The sequence below is a fragment of the Nocardia asteroides genome (assembly GCF_900637185.1).
Lineage (GTDB): Bacteria > Actinomycetota > Actinomycetes > Mycobacteriales > Mycobacteriaceae > Nocardia > Nocardia asteroides.
On record NZ_LR134352.1, the window covers coordinates 5,922,612 to 5,937,335 of the forward strand.

The 14,724-nt window shown below is 70.7% G+C and carries 15 protein-coding genes; 4 read left to right on the plus strand and 11 right to left on the minus strand.

Annotation, left to right across the window (positions count from 1 at the left end; all coding sequences use genetic code 11):
- Window positions 1-82 precede the first annotated feature (82 nt).
- On the plus strand, window positions 83-1,084 hold the full coding sequence (locus EL493_RS27575; RefSeq protein ID WP_019048408.1) for a polysaccharide deacetylase family protein: 1,002 nt from the start codon (window positions 83-85) through the stop codon (window positions 1,082-1,084).
- A gap of 2 nt (window positions 1,085-1,086) precedes the next feature.
- On the opposite strand, the gene EL493_RS27580 is transcribed toward EL493_RS27575, so the two are convergent.
- Window positions 1,087-2,379: an outer membrane protein assembly factor BamB family protein gene (locus EL493_RS27580; RefSeq protein ID WP_036836513.1), complete on the minus strand. Its 1,293-nt coding sequence runs from the start codon at window positions 2,377-2,379 to the stop codon at window positions 1,087-1,089.
- Between the two features lie 143 nt (window positions 2,380-2,522).
- Here EL493_RS27580 and EL493_RS27585 point away from each other — a divergent pair, with 143 nt between their 5' ends.
- Both EL493_RS27585 and EL493_RS27590 read left to right on the plus strand, forming a co-directional pair.
- Entirely contained in the window at window positions 2,523-3,260 is a 738-nt protein-coding gene (locus EL493_RS27585) for an acyltransferase (protein WP_019048410.1), read from the plus strand.
- Window positions 3,261-3,306: 46 nt separating this feature from the next.
- Window positions 3,307-3,846, plus strand: a complete 540-nt coding sequence (locus tag EL493_RS27590) for a DUF1697 domain-containing protein (RefSeq protein WP_019048411.1) — start codon at window positions 3,307-3,309, stop codon at window positions 3,844-3,846.
- Between the two features lie 2 nt (window positions 3,847-3,848).
- Here the strand turns inward: EL493_RS27590 and EL493_RS27595 are convergent, their stop codons facing one another.
- The 10 genes from EL493_RS27595 to ctaD all read right to left on the minus strand — a co-directional run bounded on the left by EL493_RS27595 (window position 3,849) and on the right by ctaD (window position 13,505).
- Window positions 3,849-5,156 (minus strand): THUMP-like domain-containing protein, encoded by a 1,308-nt coding sequence (locus EL493_RS27595; RefSeq protein ID WP_019048412.1) that lies wholly within the window; start codon window positions 5,154-5,156, stop codon window positions 3,849-3,851.
- Window positions 5,157-6,134 (minus strand): class I SAM-dependent methyltransferase, encoded by a 978-nt coding sequence (locus tag EL493_RS27600; protein WP_019048413.1) that lies wholly within the window; start codon window positions 6,132-6,134, stop codon window positions 5,157-5,159.
- An 88-nt stretch (window positions 6,135-6,222) separates the two neighbouring features.
- Window positions 6,223-6,999 (minus strand): enoyl-CoA hydratase-related protein, encoded by a 777-nt coding sequence (locus tag EL493_RS27605; protein WP_019048414.1) that lies wholly within the window; start codon window positions 6,997-6,999, stop codon window positions 6,223-6,225.
- A 10-nt stretch (window positions 7,000-7,009) separates the two neighbouring features.
- A complete protein-coding gene (locus tag EL493_RS27610; RefSeq protein WP_019048415.1) occupies window positions 7,010-7,816 on the minus strand; it encodes an NUDIX hydrolase in 807 nt (268 codons plus the stop codon).
- 115 nt (window positions 7,817-7,931) lie between these two features.
- Window positions 7,932-8,765, minus strand: coding sequence for an ABC transporter ATP-binding protein (locus tag EL493_RS27615; RefSeq protein WP_019048416.1), 834 nt, complete (start codon window positions 8,763-8,765; stop codon window positions 7,932-7,934).
- An 18-nt stretch (window positions 8,766-8,783) separates the two neighbouring features.
- On the minus strand, window positions 8,784-8,942 hold the full coding sequence (locus EL493_RS32545) for a hypothetical protein (RefSeq protein WP_019048417.1): 159 nt from the start codon (window positions 8,940-8,942) through the stop codon (window positions 8,784-8,786).
- Between the two features lie 127 nt (window positions 8,943-9,069).
- Window positions 9,070-9,855, minus strand: a complete 786-nt coding sequence (locus tag EL493_RS27620; RefSeq protein WP_019048418.1) for a peptidyl-tRNA hydrolase — start codon at window positions 9,853-9,855, stop codon at window positions 9,070-9,072.
- 73 nt (window positions 9,856-9,928) lie between these two features.
- Window positions 9,929-10,372: a protease inhibitor I42 family protein gene (locus EL493_RS27625; protein ID WP_019048419.1), complete on the minus strand. Its 444-nt coding sequence runs from the start codon at window positions 10,370-10,372 to the stop codon at window positions 9,929-9,931.
- 78 nt (window positions 10,373-10,450) lie between these two features.
- Window positions 10,451-11,680, minus strand: a complete 1,230-nt coding sequence (serB, locus tag EL493_RS27630) for a phosphoserine phosphatase SerB (protein WP_036836557.1) — start codon at window positions 11,678-11,680, stop codon at window positions 10,451-10,453.
- Window positions 11,681-11,762: 82 nt separating this feature from the next.
- Window positions 11,763-13,505, minus strand: a complete 1,743-nt coding sequence (gene ctaD / locus EL493_RS27635; protein ID WP_030203352.1) for an aa3-type cytochrome oxidase subunit I — start codon at window positions 13,503-13,505, stop codon at window positions 11,763-11,765.
- Window positions 13,506-13,829: 324 nt separating this feature from the next.
- Between ctaD and EL493_RS27640 the strand changes: the two genes are divergently transcribed.
- Window positions 13,830-14,633 carry a VOC family protein gene (locus EL493_RS27640; RefSeq protein ID WP_019048422.1) on the plus strand — a complete coding sequence of 268 codons (804 nt, stop codon included), beginning with the start codon at window positions 13,830-13,832 and terminating at the stop codon, window positions 14,631-14,633.
- The last annotated feature ends 91 nt before the right edge of the window (window positions 14,634-14,724 follow it).

Below are 14,724 nucleotides of genomic sequence, written 5' to 3' on the forward strand. Positions count from 1 at the left end.
TCACTATGGCCCAGTCACGGCGGCGGCGGCCGGTTATCGCAAGATCGAGGGAAAACCTGTGCCGCCGCGTAACATTGCCGCGATGGTGGCTGGTTCCGACGCGACGATCCGGCTCCTGCCGGGATTACTGCTGGCCGCGGCGCTCACCGCGTGCACGACCGAAACGCCCGCTCCCGCCACGCCACCCGCCGTGACCACGCAGGCGCCGACGCCACCGGATCCGGCCGCGGTCGCCGCCAACGAACTGGGTTCGGTTCCGGTCCTGATGTATCACCAGATCACACCGCACCCGGCAGGCGAATACGACCAGACCCCAGGCGAATTCCGGGACGAACTGGAACGGCTCTACCGCGAGGGCTATCGTCCGGTGACCGCCGCGCAGTACATCGCGGGCGAGATCGGGCTGCCCGCGGGCACCCATCCGGTGGTGCTCACCTTCGACGATTCCACCCGCAGCCAGCTCGCCTTCACCGACACCGGCGACGTCGTTCCCGACAGCGCCGCGGGCATCCTGGCCGAATTCGGTTCGCGCTACCCGGATTTCCGCCCGGTCGCCACCTTCTACGTCAACAACGAGCCCTTCGGCGGCGATCCGCGGGCCCTGCCCTGGCTGGCCGCGCACGGCCACGAGATCGGCGCGCACACCGCCGATCACGCGAACCTCGCGAGCCTGGACGCCGACGGCGTGCAGCGCGAACTGGTGCGGAACGTGCGCGCGGTGACCGACGCCGCGCCGGGCGTCACGATGCGCACGATGGCGCTCCCCCTGGGCATCCACCCGCGTGATCGCGCGCTGGCCGCCGCGGGCAGCTGGGACGGCACCGCCTACCGCTTCGACGCCGTGATGCTGGTCGGCTCGAATCCGGCCCCCGCCCCGTTCGCCACCGTCGACCCCGGCGGCGTCCCGCGCATCCGCTCGGGCCGGGGCACGGTCGCGTTCGACTCGGCCCACTGGCTGGACTGGCTGGCCGCCCACCCCGACCAGCGCTACACCGCCGACGGCGACCCCACCCGGGTCTCCTTCCCCCGCCACCTCACCGGGGAACTCGACCCACGCTGGGCCGACCGCGCCCACCCGTACTGAGGTCAGGCGTCGGGGGTGAAGGTGAAGATCTCGCCGACGCGGGTGGCCACGACGACCTCGCCCTCCGGGCCGACGGAGGTGCCGACGGTGGTGCCGGTGGCGCCGGTCAGGGCGTCGGAGTCGACGGTGTTGCCGGTGGCGGTGTCGAAGGTGATCAGGCTCAGGCCCGCGCCGATGGCGGCGACGGTGTAGCCGATGCCGCCCGCGGTCTGGACAGGGATGCCGCGCAGGGCGAGGTCCTTGCGTTCCCAGACGAGGTCGGCGCGGTCGCCGCTGTCACGCAGGGCCGTCAGGTGGCCCTCGTCGCCCGCGGGGACGAGCACGTCGTCGACCACGGAGATGCCGCCGCTGGGGATCCAGCCCAGGGCGTGGGTCCAACGGGTGCTGCCGTCCTCGGCGTTCACCGCGATCAGGCGGCCGCTGTTGTCGCCGACGTAGACCGTGTCGCCGTCGCCGGACAGGGTGGGGCTGGTGGCGCTGCCGCCGGTGAGCATGTCGGCGCTCCACTCCTGGGCGACCTTGCCGTCGGCGTAGCGCATCGCCCGCAGCGAGGCGGCGGTCTTGCCGGGCTCCCAGACGGTGACGAAGAACCGGCCGGTCTCGGGATCGACGGCGGTGGTGTTGGCGACCGCGCAGCGCGGGCCGCCGGTGTGGCAGTCGTCGAGGCCGTCGCCGGAGGCGGGCCGGGTGAGGCCGGGCAGCCGCAGGAAGTCGGGTTCGCCGAGCAGCTGCAGCGTCGGGACCTCGCGGCCGCCGGTCTGCCTGCTCAGGACGTCGACCTGGCCGGACTGGGTCACCGTCAGGACGCGGCCGTCGCCGGTGAACTGGATGGCCACCGGTACCCCGGCCACCGGGGTGCGCCAGCGCGGCTGGCCCAGGTAGTTGAAGGAGTTCACCGCGCCGTCGTCGCCCACGTAGACGTTGCTGACCGCGTCGACCACGGTCGGCGCCTCGATCGTCGACGGGCCGAGCGGGTTGCAGAAGCGTTTGCGGCCGGTGCGCATCTGGAACGAGAAGATCGCGCAGTTGCCGGTGCTGGTGGTGACGAACATCTGGCCCTCGGGGCCGATGGTCAGCGGCTGGGCGATCGGGCCGCCGACCGGGCGCGACCAGCTCAGGGTCATCGACTCCGCGCCGGCCACGGGGCTCGCGCCACCGTTGCGCCCGTCGTGATGGACTGCGGGCCAGCCCTTTCCGGAGCCGACGGTGATGTCGTCGACATCGGTGCCACATCCCGCCAGGGCCACCACACCGGCGGCAGCGAGCGAGGCCACGACGCGAGTCCGAGTTCGCACCTGCTGATCTCCCTGTTCAATAGAGCCGATGATCGGGGTATCGCACGGTAGGCGTGCGCTCCGAAAGTACTCTGTGTTACCGATGACCGAATCCCCGGGGCTGGCCCGGTGCGATCACGACGGGAGAGTAGTTCGTGACGAGCATGTGGGGCGCGCCGCTGAGCGCGCGCTGGCGCGGTTCGCGCCGCCGCGATCCGCAGCAGGCCCGTTTTCTGACCAGGGACTCGCTGCGCTGGGTGCTCGCCAATCGCGCCTACACCCCGTGGTACCTGGTGCGGTACTACCGGCTGTTCAAATTCCGCCTGGCCAACCCGCACATCGTGCTGCGCGGCATGGTGTTCCTGGGCCGCAATGTGGAGATCCACGCGACCCCGGAACTGGCCCGCATGGAGATCGGCCGCTGGGTGCACATCGGTGACGGCAACGCCCTGCGCTGCCACGAGGGCTCGCTGCGCATCGGCGACAAGGTGGTCTTCGGCAAGGACAACGTCGTCAACACCTACCTCGACATCGAGATCGGCGAGTCCACCCTGGTCGCGGACTGGTGCTACATCTGCGACTTCGACCACCGGATGGACGACATCACCCTGCCCATCAAGGACCAGGGCATCGTGAAGAGCCCGGTCCGGATCGGCCCCGACACCTGGATCGCCGCCAAGGTCACCGTGCTGCGCGACACCCGGGTCGGGCGCGGCTGTGTGCTGGGCGCGCACGCGGTGGTGCGCGGCGACGTCCCCGACTACAGCATCGCCGTCGGCGCGCCCGCCAAGGTCGTGAAGAACCGCAAGGTCGCCTGGGACTCCACCGCCGACCAGCGCGCCGCCTACGCCGCGGCCCTGGCCGACATCGAGCGCAAGAAGAACGCCACCGCTCAGGCCTGAGTCCGTCCCGTACCGCCTGTCGGTGGCAGGCGGTACGGTCGGCGGCGTGGAGAGCTATGCGGCGCTGCTGCGGGGCATCATGCCCACCAACCCGAACATGCGGAACGAGAAACTGCGCGGGGTGCTCGAGGGGCTCGGGTTCGAGAAGGTCTCCTCGGTGCTCACCAGCGGCAATCTGGTGTTCCGCACCGGCGACGAGCCCGCCGGTCTGGAGGACCGCATCCAGGAAGCGCTGGCCGCCGAGCTGGGCATCCCCGGCGGCACGATCATCCGCAGCCATCCGGAACTGCGCGCGCTGCTCGACCGCGACCCGTTCGAGGGCCGTCCGCACGAACGCGGCTCCTATTTGACGGTCACCTTCTTCAAAGACCGGATGCGCGCCGCGGACACCACCGCCTTCACCGACGACCCGCTCACCGAGGTCATCGGCTATGACCGCGACGCGCGCGCCTTCCTCACCGTCATCGACAACAGCACCGGCGCCACCCCCGATTTCATGGCCCGCCTGGAGAAGACCTACGGCAAGGACATCACCACCCGCACCTGGCTCACGGTGCAGCGCGTGGTGAAGAAGATGGAAGCCTGAGCTCAGGCGGTCGGCGCGACCGCCGTGCAGAGGAAGACCACACCCGCGCGGCCGACACGGGTGATCACCAGCGTGTACGGCGTCGAACCCCGCGGCTTGAGCTTCTTGCGCAGGGCGTCGGGGTCGATGTCGATGCCGCGCACCAGGATCTCCAGCGCACCACAGTCGCGGCGGGCGAGTTCCTGGCGCAGGGTCTTCTCGCGCAGCTCGAAGCGGTCTTCGATGCGGAACCCGCGCATCCCCGGGGGGACGGTGTCGCCGGTCAGGTAGGCGATCTGTGGATCGAGTTGCCAGAGGCCGTGTTTCGCGGCGTAGTGGCGCACCAGGCCCGCGCGCACCACCGCGCCGTCCGGGTCCACGATCCATTCGCCCGGGGCGCGCTCGGGGATGTCGTCGGGCGCGGTGTCGGTGAGCATGGTCGCACCGCCCCGGGAATCGAGGACGGTCGCCCGGCGGGTGACGCCGGGTTCGGCCAGTCCGGGTGACCAGAGGCAGGCTTCGCGGACGGCGCCGTCGAGCGAGACGATCTCGATCTCGCCCGCCCAGCCGAGGCGGTCGAAATCCAGGCCGGGCGCCGACTTCACGGCGATGTCGCGGCCCGCGTACGCGGCCAGCAGATCCGGCAGCGGCGGCTGGAGTTTCGCGGGATCGTAGGTGCGGCGGCCGTCCGCGCGCCGGGCCGGATCGGCGATGATCACGGTGTCGCGAGAGGTAGGGGTGAGGGCGTCGGCCCTGGCCAGCGCGACAGCACCGGGCCCGAGGCCATCGAACGCCCGGCCACCCGCCCCGGCAGCGGTGACCGAGAGGCGATCCGGTGCGCCGGACGCGGAACCGGGGGCTGCGGGGTCATCCGGCGACAGGCCGGGATCGGGCGCCTGCACCGGGGCGACACCGAGGTTGTGCGCGGCGATCGCGAGGCGGACGTCATCGAGATCGCTGCCGAGTACCGCCGGGCACGTGCGCACGAGTTCGGCCAGCTCGGCGCCGATCGAACAGGTGACATCGTGGACCGCGCGGCCCGCGAGCCGACCGGCCCGGTGCCGGGCGACCAGGGCGGGCGTGGCCTGCTGCAGCGCGTCGTCGGTGAACAACCAGCTGCCGGATCCGGGCAGCTTCGCCGCGGCCTTGCGCCGCAACCGCACCGTCTCGATCAGCGCGGCCGCGTGCTCGGCGTGCGCGCGACGCACCTGCTCGATGTCACGCAGGTGCGTCGCGGAGGTCAGCTCCAGCCGGTCGACCTCGGCGAGCGCGGCGATCCCCGCCGCGCTGCCCAGGTAGGCGACATCGTCGCGGCCGAAGCGGTAGCCCACCTACTTCTGCGCCGCGCCCGGCTTCACGCCGGTGATCATCGCGTTGTAGAAGAACTCGCGCGGGACGACCTTGCGCAGCACGTTCTCGTCGAGCCAGCTCAGGCCCAGCCAGGCGCGGTACTGCGCCATGCGGTAGCCCATGGTGAGCTTCTCGTCGGGAACGGCGGCCTCGAAGGTGCGCACCGGCCAGCCCCACAGGGCGGCGGCGAATTCCTCGGTGGTGGCCTTCACGTCGACCGCGCCGGCCGACTTCGCCATCTTCTCCAGATCGCTCGGATCGAAGGTGTGCAGGTCCACCACGGCCTCGAGCGCGGCGGCCCGGGAGGACTCGTCCAGCTCGGTCTGCGGACGGCGCCAGCCCGACAGGAACGGCAGCTTGGTGATCTCGGTGGTCACCTTCCAGGTGGCCTGGCCCAGCTTGCGCGCGTAGAAGTTGCCCACGGTGGTCGGCTCACCGGCGAAGACGAAACGCCCGCCCGGCTTGAGCACCCGCAGGCACTCCTTGAGCGCGAGCTCCACATCGGGGATGTGGTGCAGCACGGCGTGGCCGCACACCAGGTCGAAGGTGTCGTCCTCGTACGGGATGGTCTCGGCGTCGGCGACGCGGCCGTCCACGTCCAGGCCCAGGTGCTCGGCGTTGCGCAGCGCGACCTTGACCATGCCGGGCGAGAGGTCGGTGACCGAGCCGGACTTCGCGATGCCGCCCTGCATGAGGTTCAGCAGGAAGAACCCCGTGCCGCAGCCGAGCTCGAGCGCCCGCTCGTAGGGCAGCGGGGCGGGGCCGACCGCGAGGTCGAACCGGCCGCGGGCATACGCGATACAGCGTTCGTCATAGGAGATCGACCACTTGTCGTCGTACGTCTCCGCTTCCCAGTCGTGATACAGGACCTGGGCGAGCTTGGTGTCCTTCAGCGCTGCTTCGACCTCGGCCTCGGTGGCGTGCGGGTTCGGCGCCGGGTCATCGGGGTGAACCGTCATAACCGCCAAGAGTAATAGGAGACCCTGAGCACGCAATCGGCGGTCTTGTTTCCGGCCGTTCCAACTGGTCGTCCGACCGGACCGACCGTCAGCGCCCGGTGAAAACCGCGCTGTTGGGGCCCTCGGCGGCGAAGGCGCGGGTGCCGGTGCGGGCGTCGTCGGTGTCGAACAGCGCCGACCATTCGGTGACCGCGGTGGAGTGCGCGTGCGGGCCCGCCTCGAAGACCGCCTTGGCGGCGGCCAGGGCGCGCGGCGCGGCCGTGACGAACTGCTCGGCCCAGCGGCGCGCGGCGGCCAGGACATCGTCGGGGGCGACGACCTCGTCGACCAGACCCAGCGTGGCGGCCTCCTCGGCGTCGACGAAACGACCGGTGTAGACGAGGTCCTTGGCCCGGCTCGCGCCGATCAGCAGCGAGAGCCTGCGGATCCCGGACAGCGGGATCAGGCCCGCCTTGATCTGGGGCAGGCCGAGCTTGACGTTGTCGCCCACGATCCGGTGATCGGCGCCCAGCGCCAGCTCCAGACCCGCGCCCAGGCAGTAGCCGGTGATCGCGGCGACCGTCGGCTGCGGCACCCGGGTGAGGCAGCCCAGCGCCGCCTGCAGATCGGCCGCCATCGCGGCGGCCTGGCCCGCGTCGAGCTCGGCGAGTTCGCGCATCTCGTCGCCCGCGCTGAACACCCGCTCGTCGCCGTAGACGACGAGCGCGGCCACCCCGGGGTGCTCAGCCACCGTGGCCGCCGCCGCGGCCACCTCGCGGGCCAGCTGGGCGTCGACCAGGTTCAGCGGCGGACGATCGATGCGCAGCAGCGCGACGCCGCGAGCGGCGGGCTCGGCGGGCAGCTCGAGGGTGACGAATTCGGCCATGCGGCCAAACCTACCGGCCGCCCAGTGCGCTCCGCTGCGGCAGCTCCGCGAAATACCGCTCGTTGTCGGGGAAGTCCGTGAGCGGCGGGCCGTCGGTGGTCGGGGTGTAGGTCGGCATGATCGGGGTGATCGCGCGTTCGGCGGCCAGCACCGCGGCGGTGTCGGCGAATCCGCGCAGGCCGTCGAGCTGGGACCACGTGGGCGGCAGCAGCACATGTTCACCGGCCCGCCAGCTGTCCAGCGCGTCGGCCGGGGTGCGCCACAGCACCTGCGCGGCCTCGGTGGTGGCGCCGTCGGCGTCCTGGCCCTGCGGCAGCACGGCGACGAAGAAACGGGTGTCGTAGCGGCGGGGCTCGGCCTTCGGGGTGATCCAGTTGGCCCACGGCCGCAGCAGGTCCGCGCGCAGCACCAGGCCCTCGGCGGTCAGGAACTGCGCCAGCGAGAGTTCGCGGCGCTCCAGCTTGCCGCGCGCCTCGTGATAGACCGACGAGTCGCCGACGACGGTGTCGGCCGTGGGGCCTGCCAGCAGCACACCGCATTCCTCGAAGGTCTCGCGCACCGCGGCGGCGACGAGGGCCTGCGCGGCCGGTTCGGTGGTGGCCAGGCGTTCGGCCCACCAGGCGGGCTCGGGTCCGGTCCAGGCGATGTCGGCGGTGCCGTCGGCGCGGTCCACACCGCCGCCGGGGAAGACCGTCATCCCGCCGGCGAAGGCCATGCCGGTGACGCGGCGCTGCAGGAAGACCTCGATGCCGTCCGCGCCGTCGCGCACCAGAATCACCGTCGACGCGTCTTTGGCCGGCGCCACGGACTCACTCATACCGATCCCTCTCCACCACACCGTCGGGCACCACGCTGGATGGCCCGGAGAGCGCCGATCAGACCGGCGCCCTCCTCTGCACCCTAACGCCTGCTTGGTCGGCGCTGCGGCGGGATCAGGCGCGGCGGTGCTGACCCGCCCGCCGGGCCCGGCGGGCGAACCACCGGCCGTCGACCCGGTCCAGCGCGATGGACTGGCTGAACGCCGCGCTGAGGTTCGCGGCGGTGAGCACGTCCTCGAGCAGGCCCTGCCCGACCACCTCGCCCTCCTTGAGCAGCAGGGCGTGGGTGAAGCCCGGCGGGATCTCCTCCACGTGGTGGGTCACCAGGACCATGGCGGGCGCGTCGGGGTCGGCGGCCAGGTTGCCCAGCCGCTCCACCAGTTCCTCGCGGCCGCCCAGGTCCAGGCCCGCGGCGGGTTCGTCGAGCAGCAGCAGTTCCGGGTCGGTCATCAGGGCGCGCGCGATCAGCACCCGCTTGCGCTCACCCTCGGACAGGGTGCCGTAGGTGCGGTCGGAAAGATGTTCGGCGCCCAGGGTTTCCAGCATGTCGACGGCGCGGTCGGTGTCGATGTCGTCGTAGCGTTCCCGCCACCGGCCCAGCACCGCGTAGCCGGCCGAGACCACCAGGTCGCTGACCTTCTCGTCGACCGGGATGCGGCTGGCCACCGCCGCGGAGGACAGACCGATGCGCGGTCGCAGTTCGGTGACGTCGACGCGGCCGAGCGTCTCGCCCAGTAAATTCGCCGCGCCGGAGGTCGGATGGAGTTCGGCGGCGGCCATTCTCAGCAGCGAGGTCTTGCCCGCGCCGTTGGGGCCGAGCACCACCCAGCGTTCGTCGAGTTCGACCTGCCAGGTGACCGGGCCTACGAGCGTTCGGCCCGAGCGGCGGATGGTCACGTCGGAGAAGTCGATGAGCAGATCGGGATCGGGTTGCGACACGCGCTCCATCTTGGACCACGGGCGCCCTCAGCGCAGCGACCGGCCCGGGTGGGTTTCGTCCTCGCTGGTCGGCACCGGATGACGGCGCGGTGCGGGCTCCGAACGCAGCATCCGCGCGGCCACGAGCGAGATCGGCACCGACAGCAGCACCCACCCGATCAGGATCACCACAATCGTCGTCATCATCGCGGATCCTCCCTGCGCCTCGATGCGTACGGTCGACGGTTTGTATACCCCCAGGGTGCATCGGATACACGCGACCGCGACGGCGGGTCGCGAAATACGTAGCGGAACCGCGGGATTCGACGACGTGTCAGGTGGTCGTCGCGGGCACCGCGATCACGGTCATCGAGCCGGGCGCCACCTCGGTGAAGCCCGCGTCACGCACGGCCACCGCACGGCCCGCGTTCACCTCGGCGACCAGCTCGGCCCACTGCCGCGCACCGGCATCGCGCACGGCGCACCGGAACTCGCGCTCGGCCCAATCCGCGGCGGCCGCCACCGGCAGCGCGCCGGCCAGCAGCATGCTCGCGTGCCCGACCTGGGCCGCGGCCTTGCCCACCGACATCTCCAGCGCGGCGTTCACCCACAGCACCGGCAACGTCGGGTCGACTGGGCCGGGCTCGTCGTGCTCGAGGTCGGTGCCGCCGATCTGCAGCTTGCGGACGCGCTGATCGATCGCGCCGACCGGGCCGGGGACGAAGGCGCGGGCCTGGGCGCCGTCGACCTCCACGGTCACCCCGTCGACCTCGCCCGCGGCCAGCCACTGGGCGCCGCGGGCACGCCGGGCCACCTTCCTGATCCGGGAACGCTTCCACGCCAGATACCGCGGCTCCCACTCCCCGCCCGGGCCGGAGCGCGGGTCGAGGCAGACCGCGACGGCCGCAGCGGCGGCGGCCTCCAGCAGCGCGCTGCGGGGGGGCGGGTCGGCCTTGGGGATGTGCAGGACCATCTGCATCGCCTGGACCAGCGCGGGATCCTCGGGATCGCCGCCACCGCCGTAGCCGCGCGCCAGTTCGGCGTGCCGCGCCGCGAACGCGGCCGGATCGTCCCGGACCTGCTCCTCGGTCTCCACCCTGCTCAGCTCCGCGCTGCCCATCCCACAACACCCGATCATCCGACGCCGTCAACCCGCCCAGCCTAGCGACGACGCCGCGCCGGGCCGGGGTCCGCTAGTCGACCTGCACGTACAGGATGAACTCCGGTCCCGGCGCGAGCGGCGGTTCGGCGGCGGGACCGTAGGCGAACTGGAGGGTGGCCGTGCCGGGGCCGACCGCACGGAACGGGTACACCGTGCTGAGCCCCTCGGACTGCGGCGGTTCGGCGTGCAGCACGCCCTCTTCCACGTTCACCGGCGTCCACTGCCCGTGATCGTCGGGATTCTGCGGCAACCGGACCAGCAGGACCTGCCCGAGCTCGACGCCGACCGTGCTGCCGGTGAAACCCTGGTCGACCTCCACCGGGCCGACGGCCGCCGGGGTCGCCGTGGTCGGCAGGGTGATGGTCGTCGAGGAGAGGTAGGCGTCGTCATCGTCGTCGTCACCGCACCCGCTGAGCAGGCCCGCGACGACGAGCAGGACGACCGAGGACTTGCGGACCGATGCGCACTGCAGCACGGAACTCTCCCAACGCCGAAGGACTCCTGCGCTGGAGGCTAACGCCGCGCCGTCCCCTTTCGGGGACGACGCGCGGCACTACCGGCCGAGCAGCGGAACCCGGCGCACCCCGCCGTCGCGGGCGTCGGCGGCCTCCACCTCGTCACGGGTGACGCCGAGGATGAACAGCACCGCGTCCAGGTACGGATGCGACAGCGCCGTGTCGGCGACCTCGCGCAGCGCGGGCTTGGCGTTGAACGCCACGCCCAGTCCCGCGGCGTTGAGCATGTCGATGTCGTTGGCGCCGTCGCCGACCGCGACGGTCTGCTCCATCGGCACCCCGGCATCGGCCGCGAACTTGCGCAGCGCGGTGGCCTTGAACGCCCGGTCGACGATCTCGCCGACCACCCGGCCGGTGAGCTTGCCGTCGACGATCTCGAGGGTGTTGGCCTGCACAAAGTCCAGTTCCAGCTCGTGCGCGAGCGGCTCGATGACCTGCCGGAACCCGCCGGAGACCACACCGCAGCGGAAGCCGATGCGGCGCAGCGTGCGGATGGTGGTGCGGGCGCCGGGGGTGAGTTCGATGCGGTCGGCGACCTCGTCGATCACCGAGGCGTCGAGCCCTTCGAGGGTGGCCACCCGCTGCCGCAGCGATTCGGCGAAGTCGAGCTCGCCGCGCATGGCCGCCTCGGTGACCTCGCGGACCTGCTCCTCGACGCCGGCGTGCGCGGCCAGCATCTCGATGACCTCGCCCTGGATGAGGGTGGAGTCCACGTCGAACACGATGAGCCGCTTGGCCCGACGGGCCAGGCCCGCCCGTTCCACGGCGATGTCGACCTGCTCGGCGACGGCCACGTCGGCCAGCGCGGTGCGCAGCCGGGAGTCGGTGTCGGCGCCGGTGTCGGTCGCGGTGACCATCAGTTCCATGCCGGTCACCGGGTAATCGGCGATGCCCCGGATGGTGTCGATATTGGCGCCGAGGGCGGCCAGGATCCGCGAGATCGCGCTGAACGCGTGCGCGGTGACGGGCGCGCCGAGCACGACGACGGCGTGCGTCGACATCGGCGGCTTGCCGATCTGCGCGTCGACCGAGACGTCGACCTGCATGCCGACGGTGTTCATCGCCTCTTCGAGGTCGTCCTGCAACGCCTCGGCGTCGTTGGGGCACGACACCAGCACGCCCAGGGTGAGGCGACCCCTGATGACGACCTGTTCCACGTCCAGCAGGCTCACCTGATGCTTGGACAGCGCCGTCAGCAGCACGGACGTGACGCCGGGTCGGTCGGGGCCGGTGACGGTCACGAGAACTGTGGTGTCGGCCAAGTCGATCTGCTCCGTTCGATTACCCACAAAAAGAGTGTGCACCTGCTGGTCACCCAGCAGGTGCACACCCTTGGTCTTCCGGTGTTTCTTACTTCTTGGCCAGCGCGCCTTCGGTGACGTGCGTGGCGTGCTTACCCGAGCCCCAGCCCACGTGCGCCTCCGCCTTCATGCGGTCGACCATGTGCGGGTAGTGCAGCTCGAACGCCGGGCGCTCCGAGCGGATGCGCGGCAGCTCGTAGAAGTTGTGCCGCGGCGGCGGGCAGGTGGTGGCCCACTCGAGGGAGTTGCCGTAGCCCCACGGGTCGTCCACCGTGACGACCTCGCCGTAGCGGTAGCTCTTGAAGGTGTTCCACACGAACGGCAGCATCGACGAGCCCAGGATGAAGGCACCGATGGTGGAGATCGTGTTCAGCGTGGTGAAGCCGTCGCTGGGCAGGTAGTCGGCGTAGCGACGCGGCATGCCCTCGGCGCCCAGCCAGTGCTGCACCAGGAAGGTGGTGTGGAAGCCGACGAAGGTGGTCCAGAAGTGCCACTTGGCCAGGCGCTCGTCCATCATGCGGCCGGTGATCTTCGGGAACCAGAAGTAGATACCCGCGAAGGTGGCGAACACGATGGTGCCGAAGAGAACGTAGTGGAAGTGCGCGACGACGAAGTACGAGTCGGTGACGTGGAAGTCCAGCGGCGGCGAGGCCAGGATGACGCCCGACAGACCACCGAAGAGGAAGGTCACCAGGAAGCCGATCGACCACAGCATCGGTGATTCGAACGTCAGCTGACCGCGCCACATGGTGCCGATCCAGTTGAAGAACTTCACACCGGTCGGGACCGCGATGAGGAAGGTCATGAAGGAGAAGTACGGCAGCAGCACGGCGCCGGTGGCGTACATGTGGTGCGCCCACACCGCGATCGACAGCGCCGCGATACCGAGGGTCGCGTAGACCAGCGTGGTGTAACCGAAGATCGGCTTACGGCTGAAGACCGGGAAGATCTCGGACACGATGCCGAAGAACGGCAGCGCGATGATGTAGACCTCGGGGTGGCCGAAGAACCAGAACAGGTGCTGGTAGAGCAGGATGCCGCCGGTGGCCGGGTCGTAGATGTGGCCGCCCAGGTGGCGGTCGTAGGCCAGACCGAACAGCGCCGCGGTCAGCAGCGGGAAGGCCAGCAGCACCAGGACCGAGGTCACCGCGATGTTCCAGGTGAAGATCGGCATGCGGAACATGGTCATACCGGGCGCGCGCAGGCAGACCACGGTGGTGAGCATGTTGACGCCACCCAGGATGGTGCCCAGACCGGACACGGCCAGGCCCAGGATCCACAGGTCGGTGCCGACGCCGGGCGAGTGCAGGATGTCGGTCAGCGGCACGTACGCCGTCCAGCCGAAGTCCGCCGCGCCGCCGGGGGTCACGAAGCCCGCGGTCGCCATGGTGCCGCCGAACAGGTACAGCCAGTAGCTGAACGCGTTCAGTCGCGGGAAGGCGACGTCGGGGGCGCCGATCTGCAGCGGCAGGATGATGTTGGCGAAGCCGAACACGATCGCCGTCGCGTAGAACAGCAGCATGATCGTGCCGTGCATGGTGAACAGCTGGTTGAACTGCTCGGGCGAGAGGAACTGCAGACCCGGGCGCGCCAGCTCGGCGCGCATGAGCAGCGCCATGAGACCGCCGACCAGGAAGAAGCTGATCGCCGTCACCAGGTACATGGTGCCGAGCACCTTGGGGTCGGTGGTGGTGACCGCCTTGTACAGGAACGAGCCCTTGGGCCCGGTCCGAGCAGGATACGGTCGAGTCGCTTCCAACTGAGGGACTGGCCTGGGCTCTACCGCAGTCACTGATCCTCCTGAAGATGCCTGTACGTCACTCGCAGGCTCGCCGTCCTCGTCACCAGACACACGACGGTCAGCATGCGTTGGAGTGAATCGTAAACCGTGCTGCCGCAGCATTCCGCGCGGGTCCTACTCTGTGTCGTATTCAGCGCGCCGTAGACGAGCCGCGGCGCGCCGGACCGGCACCGCTGTCGATCTTCCTCCGCAGGTCGGGCGGGTGCAACGGTTGTCGGCGATGACTTTTCGCCCGGCGAGGCGTCATGATCGATGACGGTGGGCACGCCCGCCACCGTCTCTGTCGAGCTATTCCCCCGCAGCCGAGGAGTCGTCATGTCCGTCGTCGTCAAGCCCGGTGATCCCACCTGGGTCGATCTGTACACCGCCGATCTCGATCGCGCCATCGCCTTCTACGGCGAGCTGTTCGGCTGGACCGCCGAACGCGGTGGCGAGGAATTCGGTGGCTACACCACCTTGTGCAAGGACGGCAAGGCCGTCGCCGGCGCGATGAACCGCGTCCCCGACGACGGCGATCCGTTCCCCGACCGCTGGACCGTCTACCTGGCGTCCGAGGACGCCGCCGCCACCACCGCGAAGGCGAGCGCCGCCGGCGCGAACGTGTTCGTCGCGCCGATGGCGGTCGGCGATCTGGGCACGATGGCGGTGCTGGCCGATGTCGGCGGCGTCGGGGTCGGCGTGTGGCAGGCCGGGGAGTTCCCCGGGTTCGAAGCGATCGGCTACGTGGCCGACGGCACCTGGCGCGACCACGACGGCGTGCCGTCCTGGTTCGAGCTGATGACCCGCGCCTACGAACCGTCGCTGACCTTCTACCGCGAGGTCTTCGGCTGGACCGACACCTTCGCCGTCGCCGACACACCCGAATTCCGCTACACCACCATCCACGCCACCTCCCCCATGCTCGGCGGCGTCATGGACGCCACCGGCCACCTCCCCGAAGGCATCCCCGGCGCGTGGACGGCCTACTTCGGCGCCGACGACGTCGACAAGACCGCCGCCCAGGCCGTCGCCCTCGGCGGCGCCGTCGTCTTCGACCCGATGGACACCCCCTACGGCCGCCTGGCCGGCCTCACCGACCCCACCGGCGCCCACTTCAGCATCGGCGGCAACGCGCGCTGAGCGGTGTGGCGGCGTGTTTTCCCGCCGCCACACTTGGCGCTAGTCTCGACCGACGCCCGGTGGGGGCGGTGTCGATTCAGTGCTTTGCGGG

What these genes read in the sequence shown, in the direction of transcription:
- EL493_RS27575 (WP_019048408.1), top strand. Translation starts at nt 83, where the DNA reads ATGGTGGCTGGTTCCGACGCGACGATCCGGCTCCTGCCGGGATTACTG.
- EL493_RS27585 (WP_019048410.1), top strand. Translation starts at nt 2,523, where the DNA reads ATGTGGGGCGCGCCGCTGAGCGCGCGCTGGCGCGGTTCGCGCCGCCGC.
- EL493_RS27600 (WP_019048413.1), bottom strand. Translation starts at nt 6,134, where the DNA reads ATGACGGTTCACCCCGATGACCCGGCGCCGAACCCGCACGCCACCGAG.
- EL493_RS27605 (WP_019048414.1), bottom strand. Translation starts at nt 6,999, where the DNA reads ATGGCCGAATTCGTCACCCTCGAGCTGCCCGCCGAGCCCGCCGCTCGC.
- EL493_RS27610 (WP_019048415.1), bottom strand. Translation starts at nt 7,816, where the DNA reads ATGAGTGAGTCCGTGGCGCCGGCCAAAGACGCGTCGACGGTGATTCTG.
- EL493_RS27615 (WP_019048416.1), bottom strand. Translation starts at nt 8,765, where the DNA reads ATGGAGCGCGTGTCGCAACCCGATCCCGATCTGCTCATCGACTTCTCC.
- EL493_RS32545 (WP_019048417.1), bottom strand. Translation starts at nt 8,942, where the DNA reads ATGATGACGACGATTGTGGTGATCCTGATCGGGTGGGTGCTGCTGTCG.
- EL493_RS27620 (WP_019048418.1), bottom strand. Translation starts at nt 9,855, where the DNA reads ATGGGCAGCGCGGAGCTGAGCAGGGTGGAGACCGAGGAGCAGGTCCGG.
- EL493_RS27640 (WP_019048422.1), top strand. Translation starts at nt 13,830, where the DNA reads ATGTCCGTCGTCGTCAAGCCCGGTGATCCCACCTGGGTCGATCTGTAC.